This is a genomic window from Sporosarcina beigongshangi (genome assembly GCF_033485195.1).
Taxonomy (GTDB): Bacteria; Bacillota; Bacilli; order Bacillales_A; family Planococcaceae; genus Sporosarcina; species Sporosarcina beigongshangi.
Genome location: NZ_JAWLIR010000004.1, coordinates 242,549 through 268,675, shown reverse-complemented (window position 1 = coordinate 268,675; position 26,127 = coordinate 242,549). Strand labels below are relative to the sequence as shown.

Genomic DNA, 26,127 nt, shown 5'->3' with positions numbered 1-26,127 from the left:
ACCGAATTTAATAAATGGACACTGGCTCCAGATCAACCGTCATCGTTAGGCCTGCTTTAATCCAGTCTGTCCTGTAGTACTTAATGAGCTGTTGAAGCGCCTCTGTCAACTTCGGCTCTTTTTTGTATTTTATCAAACATTGGTAACGATATCTATTATTCACACGGCTAATGGCAGCCGCAGTTGGACCGATGATGACGGTATCGGGCGATAGGTTCCCTTTTAAAAACCTAGCCCCTTTTTCCGCAAAGTCGGCTACTTTTAGCAAATCCTCATGCGTAAACTGGACGAGTGCCACAAAATAAAATGGTGGGTAGCCATATTGTCTTCTGGCCGCCATCTCTAAATTATAAAATGGTTCGTAATGTTGCGCTTTCGCCAAGTCGATGGCGTAGTGTTCAGGAGAATAGGTTTGGATGAATACTTCCCCCGGCAACTCATGGCGGCCAGCTCGTCCGCTCACTTGTGTCATCAGTTGAAATGTTTTTTCTGCGGCACGGAAATCTGCAAGATGCAATGTCGTATCCGCGGCAAGTACGCCGACAAGAGTAATATTTGGAAAGTCGAGTCCCTTCGCAATCATTTGCGTTCCAAGTAAAATATCCGCTTGCCCTTCACTGAACTGCCTTAATAGCCGTTCATGAGACCCTTTTTGTCGTGTCGTATCGACATCCATTCGTATGACACGTGCTTCTGGAAACAGTTTCGCAATTTCTTCCTGCGCTTTTTGAGTCCCCGTCCCAAAGAATCGGATATAGTCACTTTCACATTGTGGACATTGAAGAGGTACATGTTCCTCGTGACCGCAATAATGACATTTCAGCCTTTCGTTGGCACGATGATAGGTCAGTGAAATATCACAGTTCGGACATTCCACTACCGTTCCACAATCCCTACACAATACAAAAGAAGAAAACCCACGTTTATTGAGGAATAAAACCGTCTGTTCCCCTCTCGCCAATCGTAAACGAACCGCTTCCGCCAACGGCAATGAAAACATCGAACGGTTACCATTTTTTAATTCATCTCGCATATCGACGACCGTTACCGTAGGAAGTTCCTGGTCTTTTGCTCGTCTTGTCAACGTCAGCAATGTGTAGACCCCTTTAGATGCTCGCGCGTAGGATTCCAATGAGGGTGTTGCGCTTCCTAAAATAACCGGACAGCCATAATATTCAGATCGTTTAATGGCAACATCCCGCGCGTGATAGCGTGGTGTATCCTCCTGCTTATAGGTCGATTCATGTTCTTCATCGAGAATGATGATACCGATATTTTCAAACGGGGCAAATATCGCTGATCTTGCGCCAACAACAACCTTGACTTCACCTCGTTGAATCTTGCGCCACTCATCGTATTTCTCTCCTGCCGATAATCCACTGTGCATCACCGCAACGAGTGGACCGAAACGTTCTTTAAATCGTAATGTCATTTGCGGTGTCAATGAAATTTCGGGCACGAGAACAATCGCTTCCTGCCCTTTGTCTAGTACATGTTTAATAGCCTGCAAATAGATTTCCGTTTTTCCACTTCCAGTAATACCATGGAGAAGAAATGTCTCTGCTTTTTGCTGATCCGCGGAATTTTTGACCTTCTCAAGTGCAATACATTGTTCGTCAGTCAAGTTAACAGGTATCGCTGTATCCTTTAACCCCGGTGCTTGAGGCTCTCTGTACACTTCTGTATATTCTTCTGTAGCCGCTCCTCTTTCGATCACCGCTTTTAACACGGCAGGCTGAATGCCTGATTGCTCCATCAGTTGTTTCGCAAGTATCAATTGACCAGCATGTTCTTGCATCCAGTGTAGCAATTCAATTTGTTTTTTCGCATTGGTATGTACACCATTGAGGACTGCTAGTAGCATTTCAGCGCTGGCTATTTGAATCATGCGCACTTTTTTGACAGCTGTTTTCTGGTTAATAGCTGTATCGACAGTCACAATGCCTTGTTCAGCATAGCGTTTCACTGTCTTCAACATCTCCAGCGTTTCCGCTTCTTTTAACGCAACCCGTTGTCTTCCTGCCAGGAGGTGAAGAAAATCCTCATCTTTAATGCTTTCTGCTTGTTCCACAACGATGAATTTTTCATATTTTGCACGCATCGCAGCTGGTAGCATCACTTGAAGTGCATCAATTTCATAAGCCAATGTTTGCCTCGCCAGCCAACCAGATAATGCTAGTAGTTCTTTCGAAATGACCGGCTCCAAATCAATCAACTCATCAATCGGCTTCAATTTGGCTACATCCAGTCCACTTTCCTCTTTTAAAGCTGTTACATATCCGAGTACTTTTCGTGGTCCAAACGGTACCTTCACGCGAATACCCACTTCAATGACGGCAGCCATCGTGTCAGGCACAAGATAATCGAAAGGCCTGTCAATCGGATAAGCCGATACATCTACAATGACTTCAGCGATCATTGCGTTGTTCACTTTCCTCTTGTAAAATAGCTTCAAATAATACCTTCGCTAATTCTTTTTTTTGCCATTGCTTCGAAATGCTGATGTGTCCCACGCTTGGATAGTAGTGTAACAACATTCGTATCTTTTCCAAATCCTGCATCTGGATCCGTAACATCATTGACGATAATATAATCTAGATTTTTTCTCGCAAGCTTGTCCTTACCGTACTCAACAGCATTATTCGTTTCCGCAGCAAAGCCTACAAGTATTTGACGGGTCTTTCCATCACCCATTGTTTTTAATATATCTGTCGTTCGTTCGAGTTCAATAACCGAATCACCCACTTGTTTTTTCATCTTTTCTGGATGAATATGCTTTGGGCGGTAGTCCGCGACAGCTGCCGATTTGACGACAATATGTGCATCAGCGAATTGCGCTTGCACAGCCTCCAGCATGTCAGCCGCACTTTCAACATCAATAACTGTCATGCCAGTCGGCTTATCCAGCCCAACAGGCCCAGAAATAAGAACTGTTTCTGCTCCTAGCGCAGCTGCCGCTTCTGCCATTGCATAGCCCATTTTTCCGCTCGAGAAGTTTGACACATAGCGCACTGGATCGATTCGTTCACGCGTTGGGCCCGCTGTAATGACCACTTTCTTCCCCACTAACGGAAGATTTTTTTGCGTCGTAAAGTGCTCCCTAATCAATTCCACAATTTTTTCTGGTTCTTCTAAGCGACCTTTCCCTACGTAACCACATGCCAAGAAGCCCTCGGACGGCTCGATAAACTGATAGCCATCGGCATGCAACGTATTGATATTGCGAATAACGGCTTTATTTTCATACATATGAACATTCATTGCTGGAGCTATCCACACCTTAGCTGTCGTCGCAAGTAATGTCGTCGTCACCATATTATCTGCAATGCCATTTGCCAGTTTACCAATGACATTTGCTGTTGCAGGTGCAACAACAACAAGATCAGCCCAATCTGCCAAGTCAATATGCGCAATAACTCGAGAATCTTTTTCGTCAAACGTATCATAAAAAACATCGTTTCGAGACATCGCTTGGAAAGTTAACGGTGTGACAAATTGCTGTGCCGACTCCGTCATCATGACCTTCACATCCGCCCCAGCCTGCGAAAGCTTACTAACGAGTGCAACCGCTTTATAGACTGCGATTCCACCGGTAACACAAAGGAGGATTTTTTTGTTCACTAACATAGTTCTCATCCTTTCTAAAATGACAAACTCCCAAAGAAAATTCGTTTCTAAGGGAGTATGGCGTATGCTTATTTTAACTAAATTCAGCAGAAATCCTTCACTTCTATAAGTGGTGGGATGAATGCTAGATATACCTTCAAATTCAGTGAAAGTTCAAGCCCCGGCTGATTTAAGTTAAGCCTCCGGCGGATGTCACAAATTTTGAAGGGAGTCAATTGCGCAAGCGCAATTCAAAATTTGGACGCAATTACGCCGAGGCGTAATTGATTGATGGTTTAAACTTACACTTCGTCTTCGTAAATGATAGAATCATCTTGTTTTTCTTTTGATAAAACGCCTGCTGCGACTTCCTCAAGTGCTTTTCCAACATTTTTATGTGATCTGTACGAAGTTAAGAGCTTCGTACCTTCCTCCTGCATTTGACGTGCTCGTTTTGAGGCAAGAGTGACTAGTGTATATTTAGAATCGACTTTCTCTTTTAATGAATCCAGTGTTGGTGTTAACATCGTTTATTCCCCTTCCAGCATAAGTAAATAGCGTTTTTCTACACGTTCTCTACGGCAATGCTCTGCTAAAACAATCGCATTGACTCGATCACAGGCATTTGAAACTTCGTCATTTTCGACGACATAATCGTACAAGTTCATCATTTCAAGTTCTTCTCTCGCTTTTGCAATGCGCGTTGCAATGACGTCTGGCGCCTCTGTTCCTCTACCAACGAGGCGATCTTCCAGCTCCGACAAGCTTGGTGGGGCTAAGAAAATAAATAATCCGTCTGGAACTTTTGCCCGGACCTGTGCCGCTCCAACAACTTCGATTTCAAGGAAAACATCTCTCCCTGCATCCAATGTAGCATTGACATAGTCGAGTGGTGTACCATAATAATTACCTACATATTCAGCATACTCTAGAAGTTTGCCTTCCTCAATGAGTTGTTCAAATTCAGCTCTCGATTTAAAAAAATAATCGGATCCGTCCACTTCACCTTCTCGTGGACTTCTTGTCGTCATCGAGATTGAATATTCATAATTCGTATCAGGTTGAGAAAAAAGCTCTTTTCGTACTGTCCCTTTCCCTACACCAGAAGGGCCGGACAGAACAATCAAAAGCCCACGTTTTTTGTACATGCAATCCCTCTTCTTATCTAGTCTACTTGACGCTAAAGCAAAACCCTTATGGGGTAGCTCTATTATTGTTGTTCAATCAAAACAATCTACACTTATTATACCATACCACACGCATAGAGTGGTAAAATGGGACAAAACGAATTGAAAGAGGAATCAGCATGGCATTTGACGGTTTATTCACTACGGCGATGGTGCAGGAATTGCAGGTTCTGAAAAACGGACGCATTTCCAAAATTCATCAGCCCAACACACAAGAAGTCGTATTTCTTATCCGTTCAGGCGGCAAAAATCATAAACTTCTTATCTCTATCCATTCATCTTATTCACGCGTCCAGTTAACAGAAGAGGCAATTACAAACCCTTCTGAACCTCCGATGTTTTGTATGGTATTGCGCAAACATCTAGAAGGCGGAACGATTACAGCTGTCGATCAATTCGGCACAGACAGAATTATTACGTTCGATATTCAGGCGAAAAATGAAATCGGGGATGACATTAGTCGAAGATTGTATATTGAAATTATGGGCCGGCACAGTAACTTGTTAATCGTCGATCCGGAGCGCGACATGATCATTGATAGTATGAAACATTTACCACCTTCTGTGAACAGTTACCGAACAGTGTTACCAGGGCAGCCTTTCATACCCGCGCCGCCACAAGACAAAACAGATCCATTTAGTGTAACCGAGCAACAATTCAATTCATTGTTCCCACAGTTCGAAAGTGCTCGGGACGTTGTTGGAGCCTTTTCAGGCTTCTCACCCATTAATGCGGAAGAATTATTATTTAGAATGAGGGGCGTCCCTGCGAATGAAACATTCGCTTTATTTGCAGCATTTCTCGCTTCATTTAAAGGAATAGCTAGTACACCAAATATTGCAGAAATCGGGACGAAAACGGTATTTTCCGCAGCTATGTTATCACATGCGGATAAAACGGTTGCCTCATACGAGACACTTGGTAATTTATTGGATAAGGTCTATTTTGCACGGGCAGAAAGAGAGCGCGTCAAATCACAGGCAGCGGATTTGGAACGCTGGCTCGACAACGAAATTGCCAAGTTAAATTTAAAAGTGAAAAAACTTTCGAAGGAACAAGATGCTGCTGGGAAGTTAGATACATTTCAGCTGTACGGTGAGTTACTGACCGCCAATAGCTATGCGTTGCAAAAAGGGATGACAGAGGCAGTTGTAGATAATTATTATGAGGAAGGTACGACGGTATCCATTCCACTCGATCCTCGTAAAACGCCAATTGACAATGCTCAGCGTTATTATTCACGCTATGTAAAAGCGAAAACAGCTCTCATAATGATTGCGGAACAACTAGAAAAAGCAGCCGAGGACATTGCCTACTTTGAAATGATTAAACAGCAGGTCATGCAAGCCTCCCCTGAAGACATCGAAGAAATACGCGAAGAACTTGCGGAACTCGGTTTTCTGAAAGCACGCAAGCTAAAAAAGAAGATTAAACCGAAGAAACCAGCACCGGAAACCTATGTATCTTCTGCTGGAGTCAAAATTTCAGTCGGTAAAAACAATAAACAAAATGACTATTTGACGTTCAAGATGGCTGCACGCGATAATGTCTGGCTCCACACAAAAGACATTCCTGGATCGCACGTCGTCATTCACGATACGAATCCCGATGAAGAAACGATTAGAGAAGCAGCGACATTATCTGCTTATTTCAGCAAAGCACGCGGTTCTTCTTCCGTACCTGTCGACTACACGGAAGTGCGGCATGTGAAAAAGCCGAATGGATCGAAGCCTGGATTTGTCATTTATTTCGAGCAGAAGACAATGTTTGTCACGCCTGATGAAGATGTTGTAATGAAGCTTCGAAAATGAAAAGCGGCCGTTGATTCCATTTGCATGGAATCAACGGTCGTTTTTATTTTTCTATACGTTCGCCTTCTTGTTTAACTCCGTTACTTCTATCAACTCTAAAATACTCGGATAGTTGAACAACCCGAACACCTTTTGTATTCAATTCATGATAGATTCCCCTGCTATCCTGAAACGATATATATTGATCTCGCTCACCTCGGATTAGCTCTTCCGCACTTCCAAAAGATTCCATATGAATAAATCTTCTGATGTAATGATTTTCACTGAAAAAATAAGTTATTTTAAACTCTTTCATAATTTTTAACTCCTCGCATGCTTTAAATCTCTCTTCCTAATCTACAGTTCCCTCCTCTTTCTACTATCATATCCATTTCACTTCGTACCAAGTCTTTCATCTAAAATTGTCATACTCTCATTCAACACAATTTACAGGTGCCTTAAATTATTTTGATAACGTCGTTCCGCTGTGGTTTAATTATAAGAAAAGTTGAACTTGGCGGAAAGCAGGTACATAATATGACAACCATCATTGAATTAAAAAACTTATCAATCGGATTGCCGAAAAAAATGAAGTATGGTACGGACAAAGAGCTTGAAACAGCTATTTGTAAAGAAACAGTAGAGGAAGTCTTTCTAGCAAAAGATGGCTTTCGGGGTGATGGTGTAGCAGATTTACAACATCATGGCGGGCTTGACCGCGCTGTTTGTGTCTATCCATATGAGCACTACGCGCTTTGGGAGCAGAAGTTTAACAAGCCTCTACCACCCGCAGCTTTCGGGGAAAATATAACTGTGAGCCATATGCTCGAACAAGACGTTCATATTGGAGATGTTTTCCGCCTTGGGGAAGCGGTTATTCAAGTGACTCAAGGACGCATTCCCTGTAGCACAATTACCAAAAGAACTGAACTTCCTCCCCTTATGAAAGGGATGGTCGATACAGGATTTACAGGTTATTTATGTCGTGTGCTAAAAGAAGGCATTGTTCGCGAAGATTCGACCATTACATTAGTCGAATCCCATCCTCAACAAGTGTCCATCCTGTTTGCCAATCAACTTTATTTCCACCGTCCGAAGGATATTAAGGGAATCCAACAAGTGTTGGCGGTTCAGGATCTGGCTGAAGATTGGCGGGAACGATTGACGAAGCGATTGGAGAAATTGACCAATCCTTCATATTCATTATGACACTCCAGTAGAACATGAACTAAAAGCAAAGGGCTGTCTCACACGAGGCACCCCTTTTATTATTAGTGAAAAAGTACTTTTTTATTAAAATTAAATCCTGTTCCATTTTATTTAAACCGTCAAATTATATTAAGGTTTCAGACACCTCTTACATCGCTTGACTACACTAGGTATAGGAATCCTTTATCTTCACTATCACCAAGTATCCCCCTTTTAAAGAATAAGTATAAAGAACTATTAAAAGCGAGTATTCAAATAATGTAAAAAGAAAGACGACCAAAAGTATGTTAAGCTGTTGTTGGGTAATGAATGGCTGATGGTGAACAGTCCAGATCATTAAGGGATTTACATGTAGTTAATTTGCGGTTTGTTGAACACATATCATTATCATAAGGGGGCTAGTATCGATAATAGATAACTTACTATAAAATGCACGCCGCTCAACATGGAAGAGGCTATTGTTTTGTTGGAAATAAAAAAGGGAATTGTCAACCATTTGTATGGATGCACGAAAAGGCGAATGTACAATCATTCTTCGCTAGAGAAACTCCCCATACTACAGCAAATTCTTTATCCGATAAGGCTATAAAGAATTGCCTTCTTTGTCATTCTTCTTTAATGGAGGGTTTCAACCCCCCCTCTTCTGGTAATTTCTATTTACACCTATTGCGCTTACTTATACCCGATTAATTTTTAATCCATATCATATATGGAAAAATTAAGGAGGAAATAAGAACATGACACTTTTAAAAAAGGTAACTGGGATTGGAACTGCTGCGTTGTTGGCGTTAGGGCTTGCAGCTTGTAGTAGTGACAGCAATGAGGATAAAACGACAGGCACAAATGCAGCAGTCGGTGAATCCGTAGACCATACAATCGTAGGGATTGACCCTGGATCAGGTCATATGGAATTAACGGCGAAAGTACTTCAAGAATACGATCTGCCAGATTGGAATGTAACTTCGGGATCTGGTGCCACTATGACAGCCGCTTTGAAAAGGGCCTATGATAAAGAAGAACCCATTATCATAACTGCTTGGAGTCCACATTGGAAGTTTTCAAAATTCGATTTAAAGTATTTGGATGATCCAAAACTAATCTACGGGGATGCTGAAGAAATCCATTCTATTGGTCGTATTGGGTTGAAAGAAGATCTCCCTGAAGCCTATGCGATTTTCGAGCGTTTCGAGTGGGATATGGATGACATGGCTCAGATTATGATTGCCATTGAAGATGGTGTCAAGCCTGAAGAAGCTGCACAAACATGGATTGATGACAATCCAGAAAAAGTAGCAGAATGGACGGATGGAGTTGCTACCGTGGACGGAGATACAATCAAGCTTGCCTATGCGCCATGGGACAGTGAACTTGCGAGCCATAATATGATGAAAATCGTCCTCGAAGATATGGGTTACACTGTTCAATTAGCAATGGTTGAACCAGGTCCAATGTTTTCAGCTGTTGCTGATGGAAGTGCAGATGCAACATTTGCCGCTTGGTTACCGAATACCCATAAAACATATGTAGAAAAGTTCGATGGACAATTGGACGATATCGGAGTGAATATGGTCGGTGTTAAACAAGGATTGGCTGTACCTACCTATATGGAAGACGTTAATTCCATTGAGGATTTAAAAAAGTAATTATTTCCGAGTGCCAATTAGAAAAGCTATTCTACAGGTCAAACACCCGTGGAATAGCTTTTCTCTTTACTTCAACAAACCAGCCTTCAATTTCCCATGCCACTCCAACAAACTGCCGATCGACTCTTCACTAATCGCACCGCTTTCCTGTGCCGCTTCAGCGAGTGCACCAAAATCGGTCAAGCTTGTATACGTCAGTCCTGCAGATGCGAATGTTTCGTCAGCGCTTTGGAGTTCATATGTAAAGATCGAAACAACTCCTGTCACCGCAATACCTTCAGAACGAAGTGCTTCCGCTGCATTCAAGCTACTACCGCCAGTGGAAATCAAATCTTCAATGATGATTGCTTTATCAGCGACATCAATTTTACCCTCGATTTGACGGCTACGTCCGTGTCCTTTTGCTTTTGAACGGATGTAGACCATTGGTAATTCAAGAATGTCCGCTACCCAAGCGGCATGCGGAATGCCCGCTGTCGCTGTTCCAGCAATCACTGTTGTCTCTGGGTACTTTTCACGAATGATATCCGCAAGTCCTTGTGCGATTTGTTTGCGTCCAACTGGATCAGACATTGTTAAACGGTTATCGCAGTAAATCGGTGATTCGATGCCTGATGCCCATGTGAATGGCTCATGTGGGCTTAATTCAACTGCCCCTAAGTTTAATAGGATTTTGGCGATGTCTTTTTTCTGCGTCATCATTCTGTCCCCTTCCACAATGCATTGATCTGTTCATAAGCTGCCCGCGGATCTGTTGCACCTGTAATCGCGCGTCCCACAACGATATGTGTGGAGCCTGCCAGGCGTGCTTCTACTGGCGTCGCAATGCGTTTTTGGTCATGCGCGCCACCATCTGCCAGACGAATGCCTGGTGTGACTTTGAAAAATTCTTTTCCACACACTTCTGCAATGACTGCCGATTCATGGACAGAACAAACCACTCCGTCTAGTCCTGCTTCTTTCGTCAACTTCGCATATTGAATGACAGATTCCTGTAAAGAAGCCCCGATTAGCTGCTCTTCTCGAACTTGGCGCTCGTCTGTCGATGTCAATTGTGTAACCGCAATGATTGAAGGACGTGCGATACCGGACGGTGTGCCTTTATCCAATCCTTCAAGTGCCGCCTCCATCATCGTTTTGTTACCCGCAGCATGGACATTGACGAGGTCAACGCCGAAACCTGCGAGCACTTCCATCGCTGATTTCACTGTGTTTGGAATATCATGCAATTTCAAATCAAGGAAGATGTCATAGCCAAGCTCTTTCAAACGAGCGATAATGGCTGGTCCTTCTTTGTAATAAAGCTGCATACCGACTTTGACGTTGATATCTCCATCAAACGCACGGAGGAAGTCGAACGCCTTTTTAGCTGAATCAAAATCGAGTGCAATAATCGGAGATGTTTTCATAGACGATGGCTCCTTCCAATTAGTTCAGAAATACGGTTGACTCCAAGCTCGTCCAGCTTCGCTGGTAATTCCTCAATGATTTGTGGGCAAATAAACGGGTTGACGAAGTTTGCTGTGCCTACTGCGACAGCACTTGCGCCCGCAGATAGGAAATCAATGACATCGGCTGTTTCTGATACGCCGCCCATACCGATAATCGGAATATTAACCGCTTTGCTTACTTCATAGACCATCCGAATTGCCACTGGCTTGACGGCTGGTCCAGATAAACCGCCTGTACCATTGGCGATAACAGGGCGTCCTGTTTTTTGATCTAAGCGCATACCAACTAGCGTATTAATCATCGTAATACCGTCTGCTCCGCCAGCCTCTACCGCTTGGGCAATGGATACGATATCCGTAACGTTTGGAGATAGTTTCACATAAACCGGTACTTGAGAAACTTCCTTCACAGCTCTTGTAAGCTCTCTTGCCACCTCAGGATCTGTTCCGAAAGTAATACCGCCCGCTTTTACGTTTGGGCAAGAGATATTCAATTCTAATGCTTTCACGTTTGGTGCTTTGGATACTTCTTTCGCTACTTCTACATAGTCCGCTGTTTCTGTACCCGCAACGTTGGCGATAATCGGCACATCAAACTGTTCAAGCCATGGTAACTCGCCTTCCAATACGCCTTGTAGCCCTGGATTTTGCAAACCAATTGCATTGAGCATTCCAGAAGCAGTTTCTGCCACACGTGGTGTCGGATTGCCTAGTCTTGTTTCCAACGTTGTTGCTTTAATCATAATCGCACCAAGCAACGATAAATCGTATAACCCGCCGTATTCTTTACCAAATCCGAAACAACCAGACGCTGGCATAATCGGGTTTTTCAATTGCAAGCCAGGCAGTTCAATCGCTAATCTATTCATATGGCCACCACCCCTGCTGGGAAGACTGGACCGTCCGAGCATACTTTAATGTACGCTTTATCGTTGCCTTCCGTTGTTTGACAAACACATGCGAAGCAAGCACCAATACCGCAGCCCATTCGTTGTTCGAATGATAGGAAGCCCTTTTTACCCGCATACATTTTTTCCACGGCATTCAACATCGGCATAGGTCCACAGCTATAATACGTTGCGAAATCCGTACCTAGTGTCTCCATTACAGTTGTAACAAATCCAGCTGTCCCTGCTGTTCCATCGACCGTCACGATATGTGTATCACCAAGTGCCGCAAATTTTTCTTCATAAAATACAACATTATCCGATTGGAAGCCAAGCACATGGATACACGTAACACCTTGAGTCGTCAATTGCTTTGACAGTTCATAAAGCGGAGGTACACCAATGCCCCCACCAATTAAGATTGCTGTCTCCCCCGATGCTGTTTCTTCCACTGGGAAGCCATTGCCTAGTGGACCGAGTACATCGACTTCATCACCTGCACGTTTTTGAGATAGAAGTGCTGTCCCTCGCCCTTCTGCACGGTAAATGATGGTCATTTCTCCCGCTTCCTGATCAATCGATGCAATGGAAATCGGACGTCTTAATAAAGGTTCAAATGAATCAGCTACCCGGATGTGGACGAACTGGCCAGGGGAAGATATTTCCCCGACCAGATTGCCAGCCAATGTCATTTCAAAAATGTGATGGGCAATTTGCCGTTGCGACGTGACCTTCATACGATCCTGAATAATCATTGTTGTATCCCCATTTCCTCCGTTTGGAACGTCATTGATTCAATAACCCGTAGCATCGCATCTGCTGTATCAAGAGAAGTGAAGCAAGGAACGCCATTTTCAACCGATTCTCGGCGAATTCTAAAGCCGTCACGCTCTGGTTGTTTCCCTTTTGTCAACGTATTGATGACGACTTGCGCCTCTCCTTTTTGAATCACGTCGAGAAGAGTTGGTCCTTCAGAACCGATTTTATCGACAACTTTCACTGGGATATCTAGATTTCTCAATACTTTTGCCGTACCTTCTGTTGCCAAAATACGATAGCCGATTGCTGTAAAACGTTTTGCAATGCCAACCATTTCTTCTTTATCTTTATCCGATACAGTCATGAGCACGGAGCCGTATTCTTTAATTTCCATACCCGCTGCTACGAGGCCTTTATACAATGCTTTTTCAAGCGTTGTATCTTTCCCCATAACCTCACCAGTCGATTTCATTTCAGGTCCGAGTGTAATGTCAACCCGACGCAATTTCGCGAATGAAAACACAGGTACTTTGACGTAAACGCCAGCAGGTGCTTCTGCCAATCCATTTTTATAGCCCTGTTCAAGGATTGACTGTCCGAGAATCGCTTTTGTTGCGATGTTCGCCATCGGGATATCTGTAATTTTACTTAGGAACGGCACTGTTCGGCTCGAACGTGGATTCACTTCGATGACGTACACTTGCCCTTCTGAAATAACGAACTGAATGTTAAGCAAACCGACGATTTTCAAGCCTTTTGCCAGGCGTGTCGTATAATCCGTGATGGTTTCCATTTGAGAAGCCGACAAGCTTTGTGGCGGATAAACAGCAATCGAATCACCTGAGTGAACTCCAGCACGTTCGATATGCTCCATGATGCCTGGAATTAAGACGTTTTCTCCGTCACAAATACCATCAACTTCAATTTCGATTCCTGTTAAATAACGGTCAACAAGAATTGGATGGTCAGGGCTTGTTTCTACTGCATGCTCCATATAATGAAGTAGCTCTTCTTCGCGGTAGACGATTTCCATTGCACGCCCTCCAAGTACATAGGAAGGTCTAACGAGTACTGGATAACCGATTTCATTGGCAATGACGACTGCTTCTTCTACTGACATAGCTGTCTTGCCAAGTGGTTGGGGAATGCCGATTTCACGTAATGCACTCTCGAACTTATCTCGATTTTCTGCACGATCGATGTCCTCAAGGGATGTGCCTAGAATTTTCACGCCACGTGCTTCCAGTCCATCCGCCAGATTGATAGCTGTCTGTCCACCAAACTGAACGATAACGCCTTCTGGCTGCTCCAAATCGATGATGTGCATCACATCTTCAATTGTTAGTGGCTCAAAGTATAATTTATCGGATATCGAGAAGTCCGTTGACACCGTTTCTGGGTTGTTGTTGATGATGATTGCCTCGTAACCCGCCTGCTGAATTGCCCAAACAGAGTGTACTGTCGCGTAGTCAAACTCAACACCTTGTCCGATTCGAATTGGACCTGAACCTAAAACGATGACACTTTTCTTCTCTGATTTAACCGATTCATTTTCATCTTCATATGTGCCATAGAAATATGGTGTATCCGATTCAAATTCACCTGCGCAAGTATCGACTTTCTTATAGACGGGAATAAGTCCTTGCTCTTTACGCCAATCATAGATAGCACGCTCATTCGTATTCCACAGTTCTGCAACTGTTACGTCGGAGAAGCCCATACGTTTTGCAGTCCGCAATGTTACAAGGTCGAAAGGTCTTGCTTGTAGAACCGCTTCAAACTGAACGATTTTCTCTAACTTGCGTAGGAAGAAGACGTCGATTTGACTCCATTCATGAATCGTCGCAACCGTTACACCTCTACGGAATGCTTCACCAATGAAGAAGAGTCGCTCATCACCAGCACGACGGATGCGTTTTTCAATCCATTCATCTGTCATATCCGCGCCGTTTTTCAAGGATAAACCGAATTGCCCTGTTTCAAGTGAGCGCACAGCTTTCAAGATAGACTCTTCAAATGTGCGGCCAATCGCCATTACTTCGCCTGTCGCTTTCATTTGTGTACCTAAATTTCGTTTTGCTGATTCGAATTTATCGAATGGCCAGCGTGGAATTTTTGTCACAATATAATCGAGTGCTGGTTCGAAACAAGCGTATGTTGTGCCTGTGACAGGGTTCATCATTTCATCTAACGTTAAACCTACCGCAATTTTCGCAGCCAATTTTGCAATTGGGTAGCCTGTTGCTTTCGATGCCAGTGCAGATGATCGGCTAACACGTGGGTTTACCTCAATGATGTAATAATCGAAACTGTGCGGATCAAGTGCCAGCTGGACGTTACATCCACCTTCGATACCAAGCGCACGAATAATTTTCAATGATACATTGCGTAGCATTTGATTTTCACGGTCTGTCATCGTTTGGCTTGGTGCCGCAACGATGGAGTCACCTGTATGGATACCGACTGCATCGACGTTTTCCATATTACAAACAACAATCGCGTTGTCTGCTGAGTCACGCATGACTTCGTATTCGATTTCTTTAAAGCCCGCAATTGATTTTTCCAGTAGACATTGTGTCACCGGGCTATATTTCAAGCCACTTGCGACGATTTCTTCAAGTTCTTTATTGTCATGACAAATCCCTCCACCTGTACCACCAAGCGTAAATGCAGGGCGAACAATGACTGGATAGCCAATTCTTTCAACGAATGCATATGCCTCTTCAAGGTTATGAATAATATCACTTTCTGGCACAGGCTCACCTAGTTCATTCATCAGCGTGCGGAATAAATCACGGTCCTCAGCTTGATGAATCGCATTGAGCTTTGTTCCTAGAATTTCAATGTTAAGTTCGTCTAAAATACCTGATTCATGCAATTCAATCGCCATGTTTAGTCCCGTTTGCCCACCGAGCGTCGGTAGTAATGCATCAGGACGTTCTTTGCGAATGATACGGCTGACAAATTCAAGTGTGATTGGCTCAATGTAGACTTTATCGGCCACTTCTGTATCTGTCATAATCGTTGCAGGGTTTGAGTTAATGAGAATAACACGGTAACCCTCTTCTTTTAAGGACAGACAAGCTTGTGTCCCAGCATAGTCAAACTCTGCCGCCTGTCCAATAACGATTGGACCTGATCCGATTACTAGTATAGTTTCAATATCTTGACGTTTAGGCATTGAAATTCTCCTTTCGGCTGCTCGTTTTCATGATAGCTGTGAAGCGGTCAAACAAGTGATTCGAATCCTCTGGTCCAGGTGAAGCCTCTGGATGGAATTGGACAGAAAATGCTTCGTATTCTGTGCTCTTGATTCCTTCAACCGAACTATCGTTAAGTGCTTTGTGCGTTACTTCTAAATTCGTTCCTTCAAGTGATGCTTCAACGACCGCATAGCTATGACCTTGAGAAGTCAATTCAGTACGCCCCGTTAGCAAGTCTTTGACGGGATGATTGCCGCCATAGTGACCATTTTTCAACTTAACTGTACGTGCGCCGCAAGCTAGCGCAAGTAACTGATGACCAAGTCCAATTCCAAAAATCGGTGCTTTGCCTAGTAATGCTTTGATCGTTGCTACCGCGCCTTCAACATCTTCAGGGTTACCTGGTCCGTTGGAGAGTACAATGCCATCTGGGAATAATGACAGAATGTCTTTCGTAGATGTATTATAAGGAACAACGATGACGTCACAGTTACGTTTATTTAATTCGCGTAAAATACCATGCTTCATTCCGTAATCAATGAGAACAACACGTTCTTCACTGCCTGGACTTGCATACGATTTTTTCGTAGATACTCGTGCGACAAGATCAGTTGGCAATACATAGCTAGCTACCTCAGCAATCGTCGCTTCAACATCTACTTCTTCTCCAGCTGCTGTCAGGATGCCTTTTAGTGGTCCTTTGTCACGCAATAGACGCGTCAGCTTTCTTGTATCAATGCCCTGAATACCCGGAATCCCTTTTAAAGTCAACAGTTCACAAAGCGTCATTCCACTACGGAAGTTAGATGGCTCGTCTTCCAATTCACGGACAACAACACCACTCGCCACAGGCTCGATGGATTCGTAGTCATCGCGGTTAATGCCGTAGTTCCCAATTAGCGGGTAAGTCATAACAATAATTTGTCCGCACCCTGATGGATTCGAAATGGTTTCCTGATAGCCCGTCATACCTGTTGTAAAGATCGTTTCACCAATTGAAGCAGCGTCAGAACCAAATGCGATTCCTTCAAAAATCGTACCATCTTCTAAAATGAGCATGCGTTTTTTCATCATTGTCCATCCTCCCAAACGACTTGTCCGCCGAAAATTGTTGTTACCGGCCAGCCCGTGCACGTCCAACCGTCAAACGGTGTATTCTTCCCTTGTGATACGAATGTTGCACGGTCAATTTTTTGTTCTTTATTTAAATCAATTAATACCAAATCCGCTGTTGCACCAACTTCGAGTTTACCGTAAGGCATTCCGAAGACATCCGCTGGTTTTTGCGTCATCCAATCAATCAGTTGCTTCAACGTCCATGTCCCTTTTTGAACAAAGTTCGTATAGAGCAGTGGGAACGCTGTTTCAAATCCTGTAATACCGAATGGTGCTTTTTTCATGCCATTTGCTTTTTCTTCTGCTGTATGTGGAGCATGGTCTGTTGCAATGAAATCAAGAGTTCCATCAAGTAAACCCTCACGTAGCGCCTCAAGATCCTCTTGTCCACGAAGTGGCGGATTCATTTTCCAATCGGCATCATCACCGGGAATATCATCTTCACAAAGTAGAAGATGGTGCGGACTCACTTCCCCTGTTACGTGAATACCCGCCCGTTTCGCATCGCGAATGACACGAACCGATTCCTTCGTACTAACGTGACACACATGGTAATGCGCTCCTGCAGCTTCCGCAAGTAAAATATCACGTGCGATATGAACCGATTCTGCTATCGAAGGAATACCTGGCAGACCAAGCTCTTTGTTTTTCTTGCCTTCATGCATGGCACCGCCGTAAATTAGCGTATTATCTTCACAGTGCGCCACAATCGGCATTCCAATTGTAGCTGCATCTTGCATCGCTTCGTACATCATGCCCGCCTCTTGCACACCAACGCCATCATCTGTAAAGGCGAATGCGCCATGTTCTTTTAATTCAGTCAAGTTTGTACGCTCTTTCCCTGCTTCTCGAATCGTAATAGATGCGTAAGGAAGGACACGGATGCGTGCATTTTTTTCGATCAATTCATTGACAACTGTTAAATTTTCTTTCGTATCAGGCACAGGGCGTGTATTCGGCATCGCACAAATTGTTGTGTAACCACCTTTAGCGGCTGCATGCGTTCCACTTGCAATGGTTTCCTTATGTTCGCCGCCTGGCTCACGCAAATGCACATGTACATCAATGAATCCTGGCGCTAAGAATAGGCCTTTACCGTCAATCGTTTCCGCATTACCCTTGTCAAGCCCGTTACCAATTTCCGAAATTTTATCACCTGTAATTTTGACATCCCCCGTGATTAATTCGCCTGCTTCGTTTAACATTTGTACGCCTTGAATCAATTTCTCCATGTTAATTCCTCCCTTTCAAAATCGCTTCTAATACGGCTGCCCGTATGAATACACCATTCTCCATCTGTTTAAAAATTCGTGATTGCTTACATTCTATTAGACTGTCTGCTATTTCAACACCTCGGTTAAAAGGACCTGGATGCATAATGATTGCATGTTCTTTCATTTGTTTTGCACGTTGTTCTGTTAATCCATATTGTTCGTGATAACTTTCTTTCGTAAAGAGCTCTTCTCCTCCATGTCTTTCATGCTGGACACGTAGGAGCATGACAACATCACTTGTTTCAATTACTTCATCCCATGAGCTGATGCTGTTGAATTCTCCTGCCCATTCAGCTGGACAAAGAAATGTTACGTTGGCGCCTAGTTTTTCTAATGCATCCGCATTGGATCGCGCCACACGGCTATGTACAATATCTCCTGCAATTAAGACATTCAGCCCTTTGAATGAGCCAAATTCTTCTCGTATCGTAAATAAATCTAACATTGACTGTGTCGGATGCTGGCCTGAACCATCCCCACCGTTAATAATGGATATGCTTGTCCGACCTATGAGCTCCTCATAATAACCATCTTCAGGATGCCGGATAACGAGTGCATCTACACCGATTGCCTCTAGTGTTTTCACCGTATCATATAAGGTTTCCCCTTTTAGCGTGCTAGAGAAACTAGATTCGAATGGTAATACGTCAAGGCCAAGTTGTCGTTCAGCCATTTCAAAGCTCATTTTCGTTCGAGTGCTTGGTTCGAAAAACAAATTGCTTATTGTATATTTCCCGGGAAATTCTCGCACACCTAATTTTTTAAATGTCTCCGCCCGTTCAAGAAGTGCCATAATTTCTTCTTCCGATAATTGCTTCATCGATACTAGGTGATCCATTATGTTGCCTCCTTTGATGTGCCTAGTGCTTGTATACAGTAATCAATTACGCCTCGGCGTAAGTGCGTCCTAATTTTGAATTGCGCTTGCGCCATTAACTCCCCTCAAAATTTGCGACATCCGCCGGAGGCTTAAGTTGAATCAGCAGGTACTTTTGCTGATTCAACTTAAACGAGCCTTCCCGACAGGCGGAAAGGCTCGTTTCACATGACAATCCACGTTCTTTACTAGTTGTAAAGAACGGAGTCAAACGAACCTTTCATTGCCTCTCTGGACAATCTTAAAAGGTCATTATTTTGTTTCGTCAGCTAAAGATTTATTTGTTTTTCCTGGCAGGACTAGATTGAGTAAAACACCAACGATGGCGGCTAATGCCATTCCTTCGATTTGGAATGTCTCGCTGAACTTGATGGTAGCACCACCGATTCCAATAACCAAAATCACGGATGCGATGACAAGGTTTCGCTGTTGACCAAAATCGATTTTATGATCGACGAGCATACGTAATCCAGATGATGCGATAATCCCGAATAAAAGAATCGACACACCTCCGAGTACCGCAGTCGGAATCGTTGCAATGACTGCCATGACTTTTCCTAAAAATGAGAAAGCTATGGCAAAGACTGCCGCCCCTAAAATGACATAAATGCTGTAAACACGTGTCAATGCTAGTACGCCTATATTCTCACCGTAGGTTGTTTTCGGTGGTCCACCGACAAACCCACTAATGAGTGTACCTAGTCCATCACCGAGAAGTGATCGATGTAAACCAGGACTTTCTATGTAATCTCGTTCCACAATTCGCCCCAAGACGAGTTGATGACCGATATGTTCGGAAATCGTGACAATCGCGATAGGTACCATAACCATGAGCAGCGTAGGTGTAACAACAAAGTCATAATCGATACCCGGAATTAGCATTTTCGGAAACTCAAACCACTTGGCTTCCAGTACTTTTGTAAAATCAAGAATGCCGATGAATGCTGAGTAGATATAGCCGACGATAATTCCTATTAAGATTGGCATTAAGCTAATCATGCCTTTGAAAAACATCAGACAAATAATCGCAGTCGCTAGCGTCACCAGTGCCGCTGAGAAATGCAACAGACTGTATACTGATTCTTCACCAACTTGGATTGTGCTTGCCATGCCTATTGCTGTTGGCGATAAAGCTAAGCCGATGACGATAATGACAGGTGCTACAACAATCGGTGGTAACACTTTCATAATCCAGCTATGACCAGTTTTCCAAATAACTAAGGAAACGATTCCGTAAACGAGTGCAACGAACATGCTGCCAATCATCGCACTACCAACACCACCTGCTTCAGTGGCTACTTGGATTGGAATGATGAAGGCGAAGGATGAGCCTAGGTACGCCGGCACTTGGAAGCGTGTTACAACTATGAAAACAATCGTTGCAATTCCACTTGTGAGTAGCGCAATTGCTGGGCTTAATCCAACAAGCTGTGGAACTAAAATCGTTGCACCAAACATGGCGAACATATGCTGTAAGCTAAGGATCAGCCATCTGTCTACCCTAGGCTTTTCATGTACATCTAATACTTTTTCAGTCATTGTTAATTTCCCCCGAATCTATTTCTTCATTTTATAGGGGTTTAAATCCCTGCTAGATTTGATCTGATTACATGGAATGGATAGAAACACTATCCTTACCATCTGTCTCTTGTACACTAACGACGACACGTTCTTCGCTCGATGTCGGAATGTTCTTTCCAACATAATCAGGACGAATCGGTAATTCTCTGTGCCCTCTGTCAACGAGCACTGCCAACTGTATGGATGCGGGTCTACCTAAATCCACAACAGCATCCATCGCCGCACGTACAGTTCTACCTGTGTAGAGCACATCATCGACAAGAACTACTTTCTTGTCTGACACATCGTGTTTAATGTCCACTTGTTGGACAAGGGGCTCTTCGTTGTCATGTTTCGGCATAAGATCATCACGATACAACGTAATATCGAGTTCTCCTGTTTTGATAGCCTTGCCTTCGATTTGCTCGATTTTTTCAGCAAGTCTTTTGGCGAGATAAGCACCTCTTGTTTTAATGCCAACAAGAATGCAATCGTCAATTCCTTTGTTGCGTTCAATAATTTCATGAGCAATTCGTGTGACTGCCCTGCCAATTGCCTGTTCATCTAAAATATTTGCCTTTTCCGTCATTGACCTATCCTCCATTTCTCCAATTTAAGTCTAAGGCTAGAATCAGTAAGGGGTTTGAACTCCCCACTAATTCAAATTAAAAACCCTCCTGCCTTAGACGGCGGGAGGGTATATGTGCAGAAAAAACTGTACAAAGAAACTGCGCGCAGCAGCTCTGTTGTACTTCCGTGCAACCTTCCCAGCCTCTCTGGACTGATGTTAAAGGTATCGCTATTCAATTTCTTTGTTTAGTATAGACTTCACTCTTCTGATTTGTCAACGCCTTTTCGAAGTTTGTCAATCAAAGCTTGAAAATCTTCTGGCAGAGGACTTGAAAACTCCATGTATTCCCCTGTTGTCGGATGGTTAAATCCGAGTGTTCCCGCATGCAGTACTTGTCCGCCAAATTCAAGCGTTTTTTTCGGGCCATATTTCGGATCTCCCACAAGTGGATAACCGATATACTTCATATGAACACGAATTTGATGCGTTCTTCCAGTTTCTAATCGGCATTCAACAAGCGTATAATTTCCGAAGCGCTCGAGCACTTTAAAATGAGTCACTGCATGCTTTCCTTTATCGACAATGGCCATACTTTGGCGATCGCGTTGATCACGACCAATCGGCGCATCAATCGTACCATTATCATGTGGAATATGCCCATGAACAAGTGCCCAGTAAACGCGTGTGACCGATTTAGCAACAAGCTGATCCACCAACGACACATGAGCCTGATCATTTTTGGCTACCATTAGAAGTCCTGATGTATCTTTATCTGTTCGATGAACAATTCCAGGGCGAAGCACGCCGTTAATACCCGACAAGTCCTTGCAGTGATACATTAGTCCATTGACGACTGTTCCTGTCGAATGTCCTGGTGCTGGATGGACAACCATACCGCGTGGTTTATTGACAACGAGGACGTCTTTATCTTCATAAATAATATCAAGATTTAAATCCTCTGCAATGACGTCGAGTTCCTCTGGCACCGGTTCATTTACAATAATTGTATCGCCTTGCTTCACTTTATAATTAGGTTTAACTTGAACACCGCCTACTAGCACTAAGCCGTCCTTCAGCCATTGCTGGACTTGCGTTCGTGACCAGTCAGGGTTCACTGTTGTCAAAGCTTTATCAATACGACTATTTGCTTGCTCTTCCGTTATTACAATTTCAAATTGATCCATTAGGACACCTTTTTCTTATTCTTTTTTTCATCCAAAATGACATGGATGATGATCATGACTACACCAACGGTCAATGCGGCATCGGCAACATTGAAAATCGGGAAATCGTAATTGATAACCGGGATGATGACATCGACAAAATCGACGACTTCCTTGCGCCATAGACGATCGATAAAGTTGCCAATCGCTCCACCGAGAAGGAACATTAAACTAAACCCGAATAAGGCAGAGCCTTTCGCTTCTTTATGGAAGAAGTAGATGATGCCTGCCACGACAAGAACTGTGACGATATAAAATAACCACATTTGTCCTTCAAGCATTCCCCATGCCGCTCCTCTATTACGATGAGAAAGTAGGCCTAAATAGGGATCTACAATACTGATTCTTTCACGAAGTTCCATGTTTGTAACGACGAGCCATTTCGTCAACTGATCCAAAATAATGACGAATGCTGCCAATCCATAATAAATAAACAATCCCGATACCCCCGTCCAACAGATTACGTATTATTTTACCACATTAAGAGGCTAGGGTGTCACTAACTAGTAGGCTGACGTTGAGATTCTTTTTAACAACGCTTTGGGATGACTGCCGCTCGAGATTAGATAAAACAAAAAAACGGCCACGGCAAGTCTTCCAATTAGACTGCCGCAGCCGCTTCTTTTCCGAAAAATTAAGCGTAGTATGTTTTCACAACATCCGCACAACGTACACATAGCGTTGCGTGTGTATCATCCTGACCAACTGTTTCAGAAATTGTCCAACAACGCTCACATTTCTCACCATCTGCTGGTTCAACAAGAACGCTGACTGTATCCAGTTTCAATGTTCCTTCAGGCATGTTTGTAACATCGCCCTCAGCAAATTTCGATACGATAAAGAATTGAGCAAAGTCGATATCCTCTGCTGCAAAGACACCTTGTAAGTTTTCAGGAACTGCAACCGTCACTTTTGCTTCAAGTGATTTACCAATAACTTTGCTATTACGAGCTTCCTCCAGCGCTTTCAAGACATCATCACGTACAAGCATTAGCGTTGCAAAACGTTCACGCAGTGCCTGTGCTTGTTCTCCAAGATCTTGCGCTTCCGGCATATCTGTTAGCTGGATACTCACTTCATCCTTATGCTCGATATACGCCCACATTTCATCAGTTGTATGTGGCACGATTGGTGTCAACAATTTCAACAATGCCATCAATGTGTCATACATGACCGTTTGCATCGCACGACGATGTGGATGGTCAGCACCTTCGATATAGACAACATCCTTGGCAATATCCAAGTAGAACGAGCTCAATTCACCTGTACAGAAGTTGTTCACTGCATGGTAAACCGTTGCGAATTCATAATTGTCATATGCTTCGCGAACTTCTTTGATCAAATCCTGTAATTTCACATAGACAAATTGATCTACAGGGCGCATATCTGCGAACGCAACTGCATCTGTTGCAGGATTGAAGTCAGACGTATTACCATGCAAGAAGCGCAGTGTATTACGGATTTTACGATATACTTCAGATACTTGCTTGAAGTTCGAATCCGAAACCCGCACATCCGCCGTGTAATCAACAGAAGAAACCCATAGACGAAGAATGTCAGCTCCAAGCTGGTTCATCACTTTTGCAGGTACGATTACATTACCGATTGATTTACTCATTTTACGTCCTTCGCCATCCAGTGTGAAACCGTGGCTTAGCAAGCCCTTATAAGGTGCATGGCCATTGATGGCAACACTTGTCGTTAGAGACGAGTTAAACCAACCACGGTATTGGTCAGATCCTTCTAAATACAAATCAGCTGGGTAGACAAGGTCATCTCTTTCGACGAGTACGCCTTGATGCGTTGTACCTGAGTCAAACCAAACGTCCATAATGTCCGTTTCTTTTGTAAATTCTCCATTTGGACTTCCTTCATGCGTAAAGCCTGCTGGCAGAAGATCCTTCGCTTCACGTTCAAACCAAACATTTGAACCGTGCTCGCGGAATAATTGTGCAACATGATCAATCGTTTCATCTGTAATAATTGGCTCGCCATTTTCCGCGTAGAACACAGGAATTGGAACACCCCACACACGTTGACGTGAAATACACCAGTCACCGCGGTCACGAACCATATTATACAGACGTGTTTCCCCCCAAGCCGGCGTGAATTTCGTATTGTTGATGGCATCTAGCAATTCTGTACGGAATGATTCGATGGAAGCGAACCATTGTGCCGTCGCCCGGTAAATAACCGGTTTTTTCGTGCGCCAATCATGTGGGTACGAGTGTGTAATAAATGATAACTTCTTCAGTGCGCCTACTTTGTCGAGCGCTTCTGTAATTGCTTTATTCGCATCTTCATAAAACAATCCTGCAAAGCCAGGTGCTTCGTCTGTCATCACACCACGATCATCAATTGGCGATAATGCATCAATGCCGTAAGCTTTCGAGATGTAGAAGTCATCTTCCCCGTGACCAGGTGCTGTATGGACACATCCAGTACCCGCTTCTGCTGTAACGTGTTCACCAAGCATAACGAGTGAATCGCGGTCATACAATGGATGTTTCGCAACAACGCGATCCAATTCAGAGCCTTTCAATTCACGTTCAACGACATAATCTTCCCAACCGATTTCTGTTGCTACGAAAGCAAGAAGATCTTTCGCAATCAGGAATTTCTCTTCTCCTACTTTAACAATTACGTATGTGAACTCTGGGTGAACCGAAATCCCAAGATTGGCAGGAATCGTCCATGGAGTCGTCGTCCAAATTAGGAATTGTACGTCTGTATCAAGTACACCTAAACCGTCTTTAACAGGGAAACCAACGTAAATCGATGCTGATTTTTTATCCTGATATTCAATTTCTGCTTCTGCAAGTGCTGATTCACTTGAAGGTGACCAGTAAACAGGTTTCAAACCTTTGTAGATATAACCTTTTTTCGCCATATCACCAAATACTTTGATTTGACGAGCTTCGAATTCAGGTTTCAGCGTAATGTATGGATTATCCCAATCGCCACGAACACCAATCCGTTTAAATTGTGAACGCTGGCTATCGATTTGACTGTACGCATAGTCTTCACACATTTTACGGAATTCAGCAAGTGAGTGTTCTTTGCGTTTGACACCTTTATTGACGAGCGCCTGCTCGATTGGCAGACCGTGTGTATCCCAACCGGGAACGTATGGTGCATGGAAGCCAGTCATTGATTTATGGCGGACAATCATATCTTTTAGCACTTTGTTAAGAGCGTGACCCATATGAAGATCGCCATTCGCGTATGGAGGTCCGTCATGCAGAATGAAGAACGGGCGACCCGCTGTCCGTTCTTGCACTAATTTATAAATATCCATCTCTCCCCATTTTTCTTGCATTTTAGGCTCATTTGTCGGTAAACCTCCACGCATTGGGAAACCTGTTTTCGGCATTAGTAGTGTATCTTTGTATTCCATCTTGTATTCCTCCTTTTAATGTTGAAAAATTGCTATATGCTGATAAATAAAATCTTACTAACAACGCTTGGCGCTTGGGGATGCCTCCCGCAATAAGCCAGACAGAAGATCACTGTCAATCGAACAGCGAAGGGTTCGGTTTGTATAATTTCTGCGTCCTTTGCAGAAATTATACAAGGCATGCCGGAGCAATCCCCCTGTAAAATGGTAGCTGAGTTAAAAAAATTATTGCTTCGGCTACCCCAGTAAGGCGCCTTCGCTAGAGATTATATAGGATCATTCATTCAACATATAGAGAGAATCGAAACTTGCGAACATAAAAAAATCCCCCGCCCCTAAAAGGGACGAAGAATTATTCTCGCGTTACCACCCTA

At 43.5% G+C, this 26,127-nt stretch carries 21 protein-coding genes and 1 other annotated feature (1 of these 22 running past the window's edge); of the genes, 3 read left to right on the top strand and 18 right to left on the bottom strand.

The genetic code is table 11. The features are described from left to right. Window positions 1-7: 7 nt before the first annotated feature. From priA to gmk, 4 genes are all read right to left on the bottom strand, one after another. Window positions 8-2,419, bottom strand: a complete 2,412-nt coding sequence (priA, locus tag R2B77_RS03650; RefSeq protein WP_203246579.1) for a primosomal protein N' — start codon at window positions 2,417-2,419, stop codon at window positions 8-10. 32 nt (window positions 2,420-2,451) lie between these two features. After that, window positions 2,452-3,627 carry a bifunctional phosphopantothenoylcysteine decarboxylase/phosphopantothenate--cysteine ligase CoaBC gene (gene coaBC / locus R2B77_RS03645; RefSeq protein ID WP_322555647.1) on the bottom strand — a complete coding sequence of 392 codons (1,176 nt, stop codon included), beginning with the start codon at window positions 3,625-3,627 and terminating at the stop codon, window positions 2,452-2,454. Between the two features lie 281 nt (window positions 3,628-3,908). Further along, a complete protein-coding gene (gene rpoZ, locus R2B77_RS03640; protein ID WP_203246176.1) occupies window positions 3,909-4,133 on the bottom strand; it encodes a DNA-directed RNA polymerase subunit omega in 225 nt (74 codons plus the stop codon). 3 nt (window positions 4,134-4,136) lie between these two features. Beyond that, a complete protein-coding gene (gene gmk, locus R2B77_RS03635) occupies window positions 4,137-4,754 on the bottom strand; it encodes a guanylate kinase (RefSeq protein WP_203246175.1) in 618 nt (205 codons plus the stop codon). A 158-nt stretch (window positions 4,755-4,912) separates the two neighbouring features. On the opposite strand from gmk, the gene R2B77_RS03630 reads away from it, so the two are divergent. Next, a complete protein-coding gene (locus tag R2B77_RS03630) occupies window positions 4,913-6,604 on the top strand; it encodes an Rqc2 family fibronectin-binding protein (RefSeq protein WP_203246174.1) in 1,692 nt (563 codons plus the stop codon). 43 nt (window positions 6,605-6,647) lie between these two features. Here the strand turns inward: R2B77_RS03630 and R2B77_RS03625 are convergent, their stop codons facing one another. Next, a complete protein-coding gene (locus R2B77_RS03625) occupies window positions 6,648-6,899 on the bottom strand; it encodes a hypothetical protein (RefSeq protein WP_203246173.1) in 252 nt (83 codons plus the stop codon). Between the two features lie 221 nt (window positions 6,900-7,120). Between R2B77_RS03625 and R2B77_RS03620 the strand changes: the two genes are divergently transcribed. Continuing rightward, window positions 7,121-7,792, top strand: a complete 672-nt coding sequence (locus R2B77_RS03620) for an MOSC domain-containing protein (RefSeq protein WP_203246172.1) — start codon at window positions 7,121-7,123, stop codon at window positions 7,790-7,792. Between the two features lie 737 nt (window positions 7,793-8,529). Further along, window positions 8,530-9,435, top strand: coding sequence for a glycine betaine ABC transporter substrate-binding protein (locus R2B77_RS03615; RefSeq protein WP_203246171.1), 906 nt, complete (start codon window positions 8,530-8,532; stop codon window positions 9,433-9,435). A 66-nt stretch (window positions 9,436-9,501) separates the two neighbouring features. Here R2B77_RS03615 and pyrE read toward each other — a convergent pair whose 3' ends face one another. The 13 genes from pyrE to ileS all read right to left on the bottom strand — a co-directional run bounded on the left by pyrE (window position 9,502) and on the right by ileS (window position 25,753). Then, window positions 9,502-10,134 (bottom strand): orotate phosphoribosyltransferase, encoded by a 633-nt coding sequence (pyrE, locus tag R2B77_RS03610; RefSeq protein WP_203246170.1) that lies wholly within the window; start codon window positions 10,132-10,134, stop codon window positions 9,502-9,504. After that, entirely contained in the window at window positions 10,134-10,844 is a 711-nt protein-coding gene (gene pyrF / locus R2B77_RS03605) for an orotidine-5'-phosphate decarboxylase (RefSeq protein WP_203246169.1), read from the bottom strand. The genes pyrE and pyrF overlap by 1 nt, the downstream gene beginning before the upstream one ends. Next, window positions 10,841-11,755 (bottom strand): dihydroorotate dehydrogenase, encoded by a 915-nt coding sequence (locus R2B77_RS03600; RefSeq protein WP_203246168.1) that lies wholly within the window; start codon window positions 11,753-11,755, stop codon window positions 10,841-10,843. The genes pyrF and R2B77_RS03600 overlap by 4 nt, the downstream gene beginning before the upstream one ends. Next, window positions 11,752-12,528 (bottom strand): dihydroorotate dehydrogenase electron transfer subunit, encoded by a 777-nt coding sequence (locus R2B77_RS03595; RefSeq protein WP_203246167.1) that lies wholly within the window; start codon window positions 12,526-12,528, stop codon window positions 11,752-11,754. The genes R2B77_RS03600 and R2B77_RS03595 overlap by 4 nt, the downstream gene beginning before the upstream one ends. Next, on the bottom strand, window positions 12,525-15,713 hold the full coding sequence (gene carB / locus R2B77_RS03590; RefSeq protein WP_203246166.1) for a carbamoyl-phosphate synthase large subunit: 3,189 nt from the start codon (window positions 15,711-15,713) through the stop codon (window positions 12,525-12,527). Before carB ends, R2B77_RS03595 begins: the two co-directional genes overlap by 4 nt. Next, window positions 15,706-16,806 carry a carbamoyl phosphate synthase small subunit gene (locus R2B77_RS03585; protein ID WP_203246578.1) on the bottom strand — a complete coding sequence of 367 codons (1,101 nt, stop codon included), beginning with the start codon at window positions 16,804-16,806 and terminating at the stop codon, window positions 15,706-15,708. Before R2B77_RS03585 ends, carB begins: the two co-directional genes overlap by 8 nt. Beyond that, a complete protein-coding gene (locus tag R2B77_RS03580; protein ID WP_203246165.1) occupies window positions 16,806-18,083 on the bottom strand; it encodes a dihydroorotase in 1,278 nt (425 codons plus the stop codon). Before R2B77_RS03580 ends, R2B77_RS03585 begins: the two co-directional genes overlap by 1 nt. A 1-nt stretch (window position 18,084) precedes the next feature. Then, window positions 18,085-18,963 (bottom strand): aspartate carbamoyltransferase catalytic subunit, encoded by an 879-nt coding sequence (locus R2B77_RS03575; protein WP_203246164.1) that lies wholly within the window; start codon window positions 18,961-18,963, stop codon window positions 18,085-18,087. 291 nt (window positions 18,964-19,254) lie between these two features. Continuing rightward, entirely contained in the window at window positions 19,255-20,541 is a 1,287-nt protein-coding gene (locus tag R2B77_RS03570; protein WP_203246163.1) for a solute carrier family 23 protein, read from the bottom strand. 67 nt (window positions 20,542-20,608) lie between these two features. Next, window positions 20,609-21,151, bottom strand: a complete 543-nt coding sequence (gene pyrR, locus R2B77_RS03565) for a bifunctional pyr operon transcriptional regulator/uracil phosphoribosyltransferase PyrR (RefSeq protein WP_203246162.1) — start codon at window positions 21,149-21,151, stop codon at window positions 20,609-20,611. A 239-nt stretch (window positions 21,152-21,390) separates the two neighbouring features. Further along, complete coding sequence (locus R2B77_RS03560) at window positions 21,391-22,317, bottom strand: RluA family pseudouridine synthase (RefSeq protein WP_203246161.1); 927 nt, start codon at window positions 22,315-22,317, stop codon at window positions 21,391-21,393. Continuing rightward, complete coding sequence (lspA, locus tag R2B77_RS03555) at window positions 22,317-22,793, bottom strand: signal peptidase II (RefSeq protein ID WP_212391078.1); 477 nt, start codon at window positions 22,791-22,793, stop codon at window positions 22,317-22,319. Before lspA ends, R2B77_RS03560 begins: the two co-directional genes overlap by 1 nt. A 197-nt stretch (window positions 22,794-22,990) precedes the next feature. Continuing rightward, entirely contained in the window at window positions 22,991-25,753 is a 2,763-nt protein-coding gene (gene ileS, locus R2B77_RS03550) for an isoleucine--tRNA ligase (protein WP_203246160.1), read from the bottom strand. A 337-nt stretch (window positions 25,754-26,090) separates the two neighbouring features. Continuing rightward, window positions 26,091-26,127, bottom strand: a binding site (T-box leader) (it continues 180 nt past the right edge of the window).

Excerpts from the sequence above, each read along its gene's own strand:
- priA (WP_203246579.1), bottom strand. The coding sequence starts at position 2,419 with ATGATCGCTGAAGTCATTGTAGATGTATCGGCTTATCCGATTGACAGG.
- coaBC (WP_322555647.1), bottom strand. The coding sequence starts at position 3,627 with ATGTTAGTGAACAAAAAAATCCTCCTTTGTGTTACCGGTGGAATCGCA.
- rpoZ (WP_203246176.1), bottom strand. The coding sequence starts at position 4,133 with ATGTTAACACCAACACTGGATTCATTAAAAGAGAAAGTCGATTCTAAA.
- gmk (WP_203246175.1), bottom strand. The coding sequence starts at position 4,754 with ATGTACAAAAAACGTGGGCTTTTGATTGTTCTGTCCGGCCCTTCTGGT.
- R2B77_RS03630 (WP_203246174.1), top strand. The coding sequence starts at position 4,913 with ATGGCATTTGACGGTTTATTCACTACGGCGATGGTGCAGGAATTGCAG.
- R2B77_RS03625 (WP_203246173.1), bottom strand. The coding sequence starts at position 6,899 with ATGAAAGAGTTTAAAATAACTTATTTTTTCAGTGAAAATCATTACATC.
- R2B77_RS03620 (WP_203246172.1), top strand. The coding sequence starts at position 7,121 with ATGACAACCATCATTGAATTAAAAAACTTATCAATCGGATTGCCGAAA.
- R2B77_RS03615 (WP_203246171.1), top strand. The coding sequence starts at position 8,530 with ATGACACTTTTAAAAAAGGTAACTGGGATTGGAACTGCTGCGTTGTTG.
- pyrE (WP_203246170.1), bottom strand. The coding sequence starts at position 10,134 with ATGACGCAGAAAAAAGACATCGCCAAAATCCTATTAAACTTAGGGGCA.
- pyrF (WP_203246169.1), bottom strand. The coding sequence starts at position 10,844 with ATGAAAACATCTCCGATTATTGCACTCGATTTTGATTCAGCTAAAAAG.
- R2B77_RS03600 (WP_203246168.1), bottom strand. The coding sequence starts at position 11,755 with ATGAATAGATTAGCGATTGAACTGCCTGGCTTGCAATTGAAAAACCCG.
- R2B77_RS03595 (WP_203246167.1), bottom strand. The coding sequence starts at position 12,528 with ATGATTATTCAGGATCGTATGAAGGTCACGTCGCAACGGCAAATTGCC.
- carB (WP_203246166.1), bottom strand. The coding sequence starts at position 15,713 with ATGCCTAAACGTCAAGATATTGAAACTATACTAGTAATCGGATCAGGT.
- R2B77_RS03585 (WP_203246578.1), bottom strand. The coding sequence starts at position 16,806 with ATGAAAAAACGCATGCTCATTTTAGAAGATGGTACGATTTTTGAAGGA.
- R2B77_RS03580 (WP_203246165.1), bottom strand. The coding sequence starts at position 18,083 with ATGGAGAAATTGATTCAAGGCGTACAAATGTTAAACGAAGCAGGCGAA.
- R2B77_RS03575 (WP_203246164.1), bottom strand. The coding sequence starts at position 18,963 with ATGGATCACCTAGTATCGATGAAGCAATTATCGGAAGAAGAAATTATG.
- R2B77_RS03570 (WP_203246163.1), bottom strand. The coding sequence starts at position 20,541 with ATGACTGAAAAAGTATTAGATGTACATGAAAAGCCTAGGGTAGACAGA.
- pyrR (WP_203246162.1), bottom strand. The coding sequence starts at position 21,151 with ATGACGGAAAAGGCAAATATTTTAGATGAACAGGCAATTGGCAGGGCA.
- R2B77_RS03560 (WP_203246161.1), bottom strand. The coding sequence starts at position 22,317 with ATGGATCAATTTGAAATTGTAATAACGGAAGAGCAAGCAAATAGTCGT.
- ileS (WP_203246160.1), bottom strand. The coding sequence starts at position 25,753 with ATGGAATACAAAGATACACTACTAATGCCGAAAACAGGTTTCCCAATG.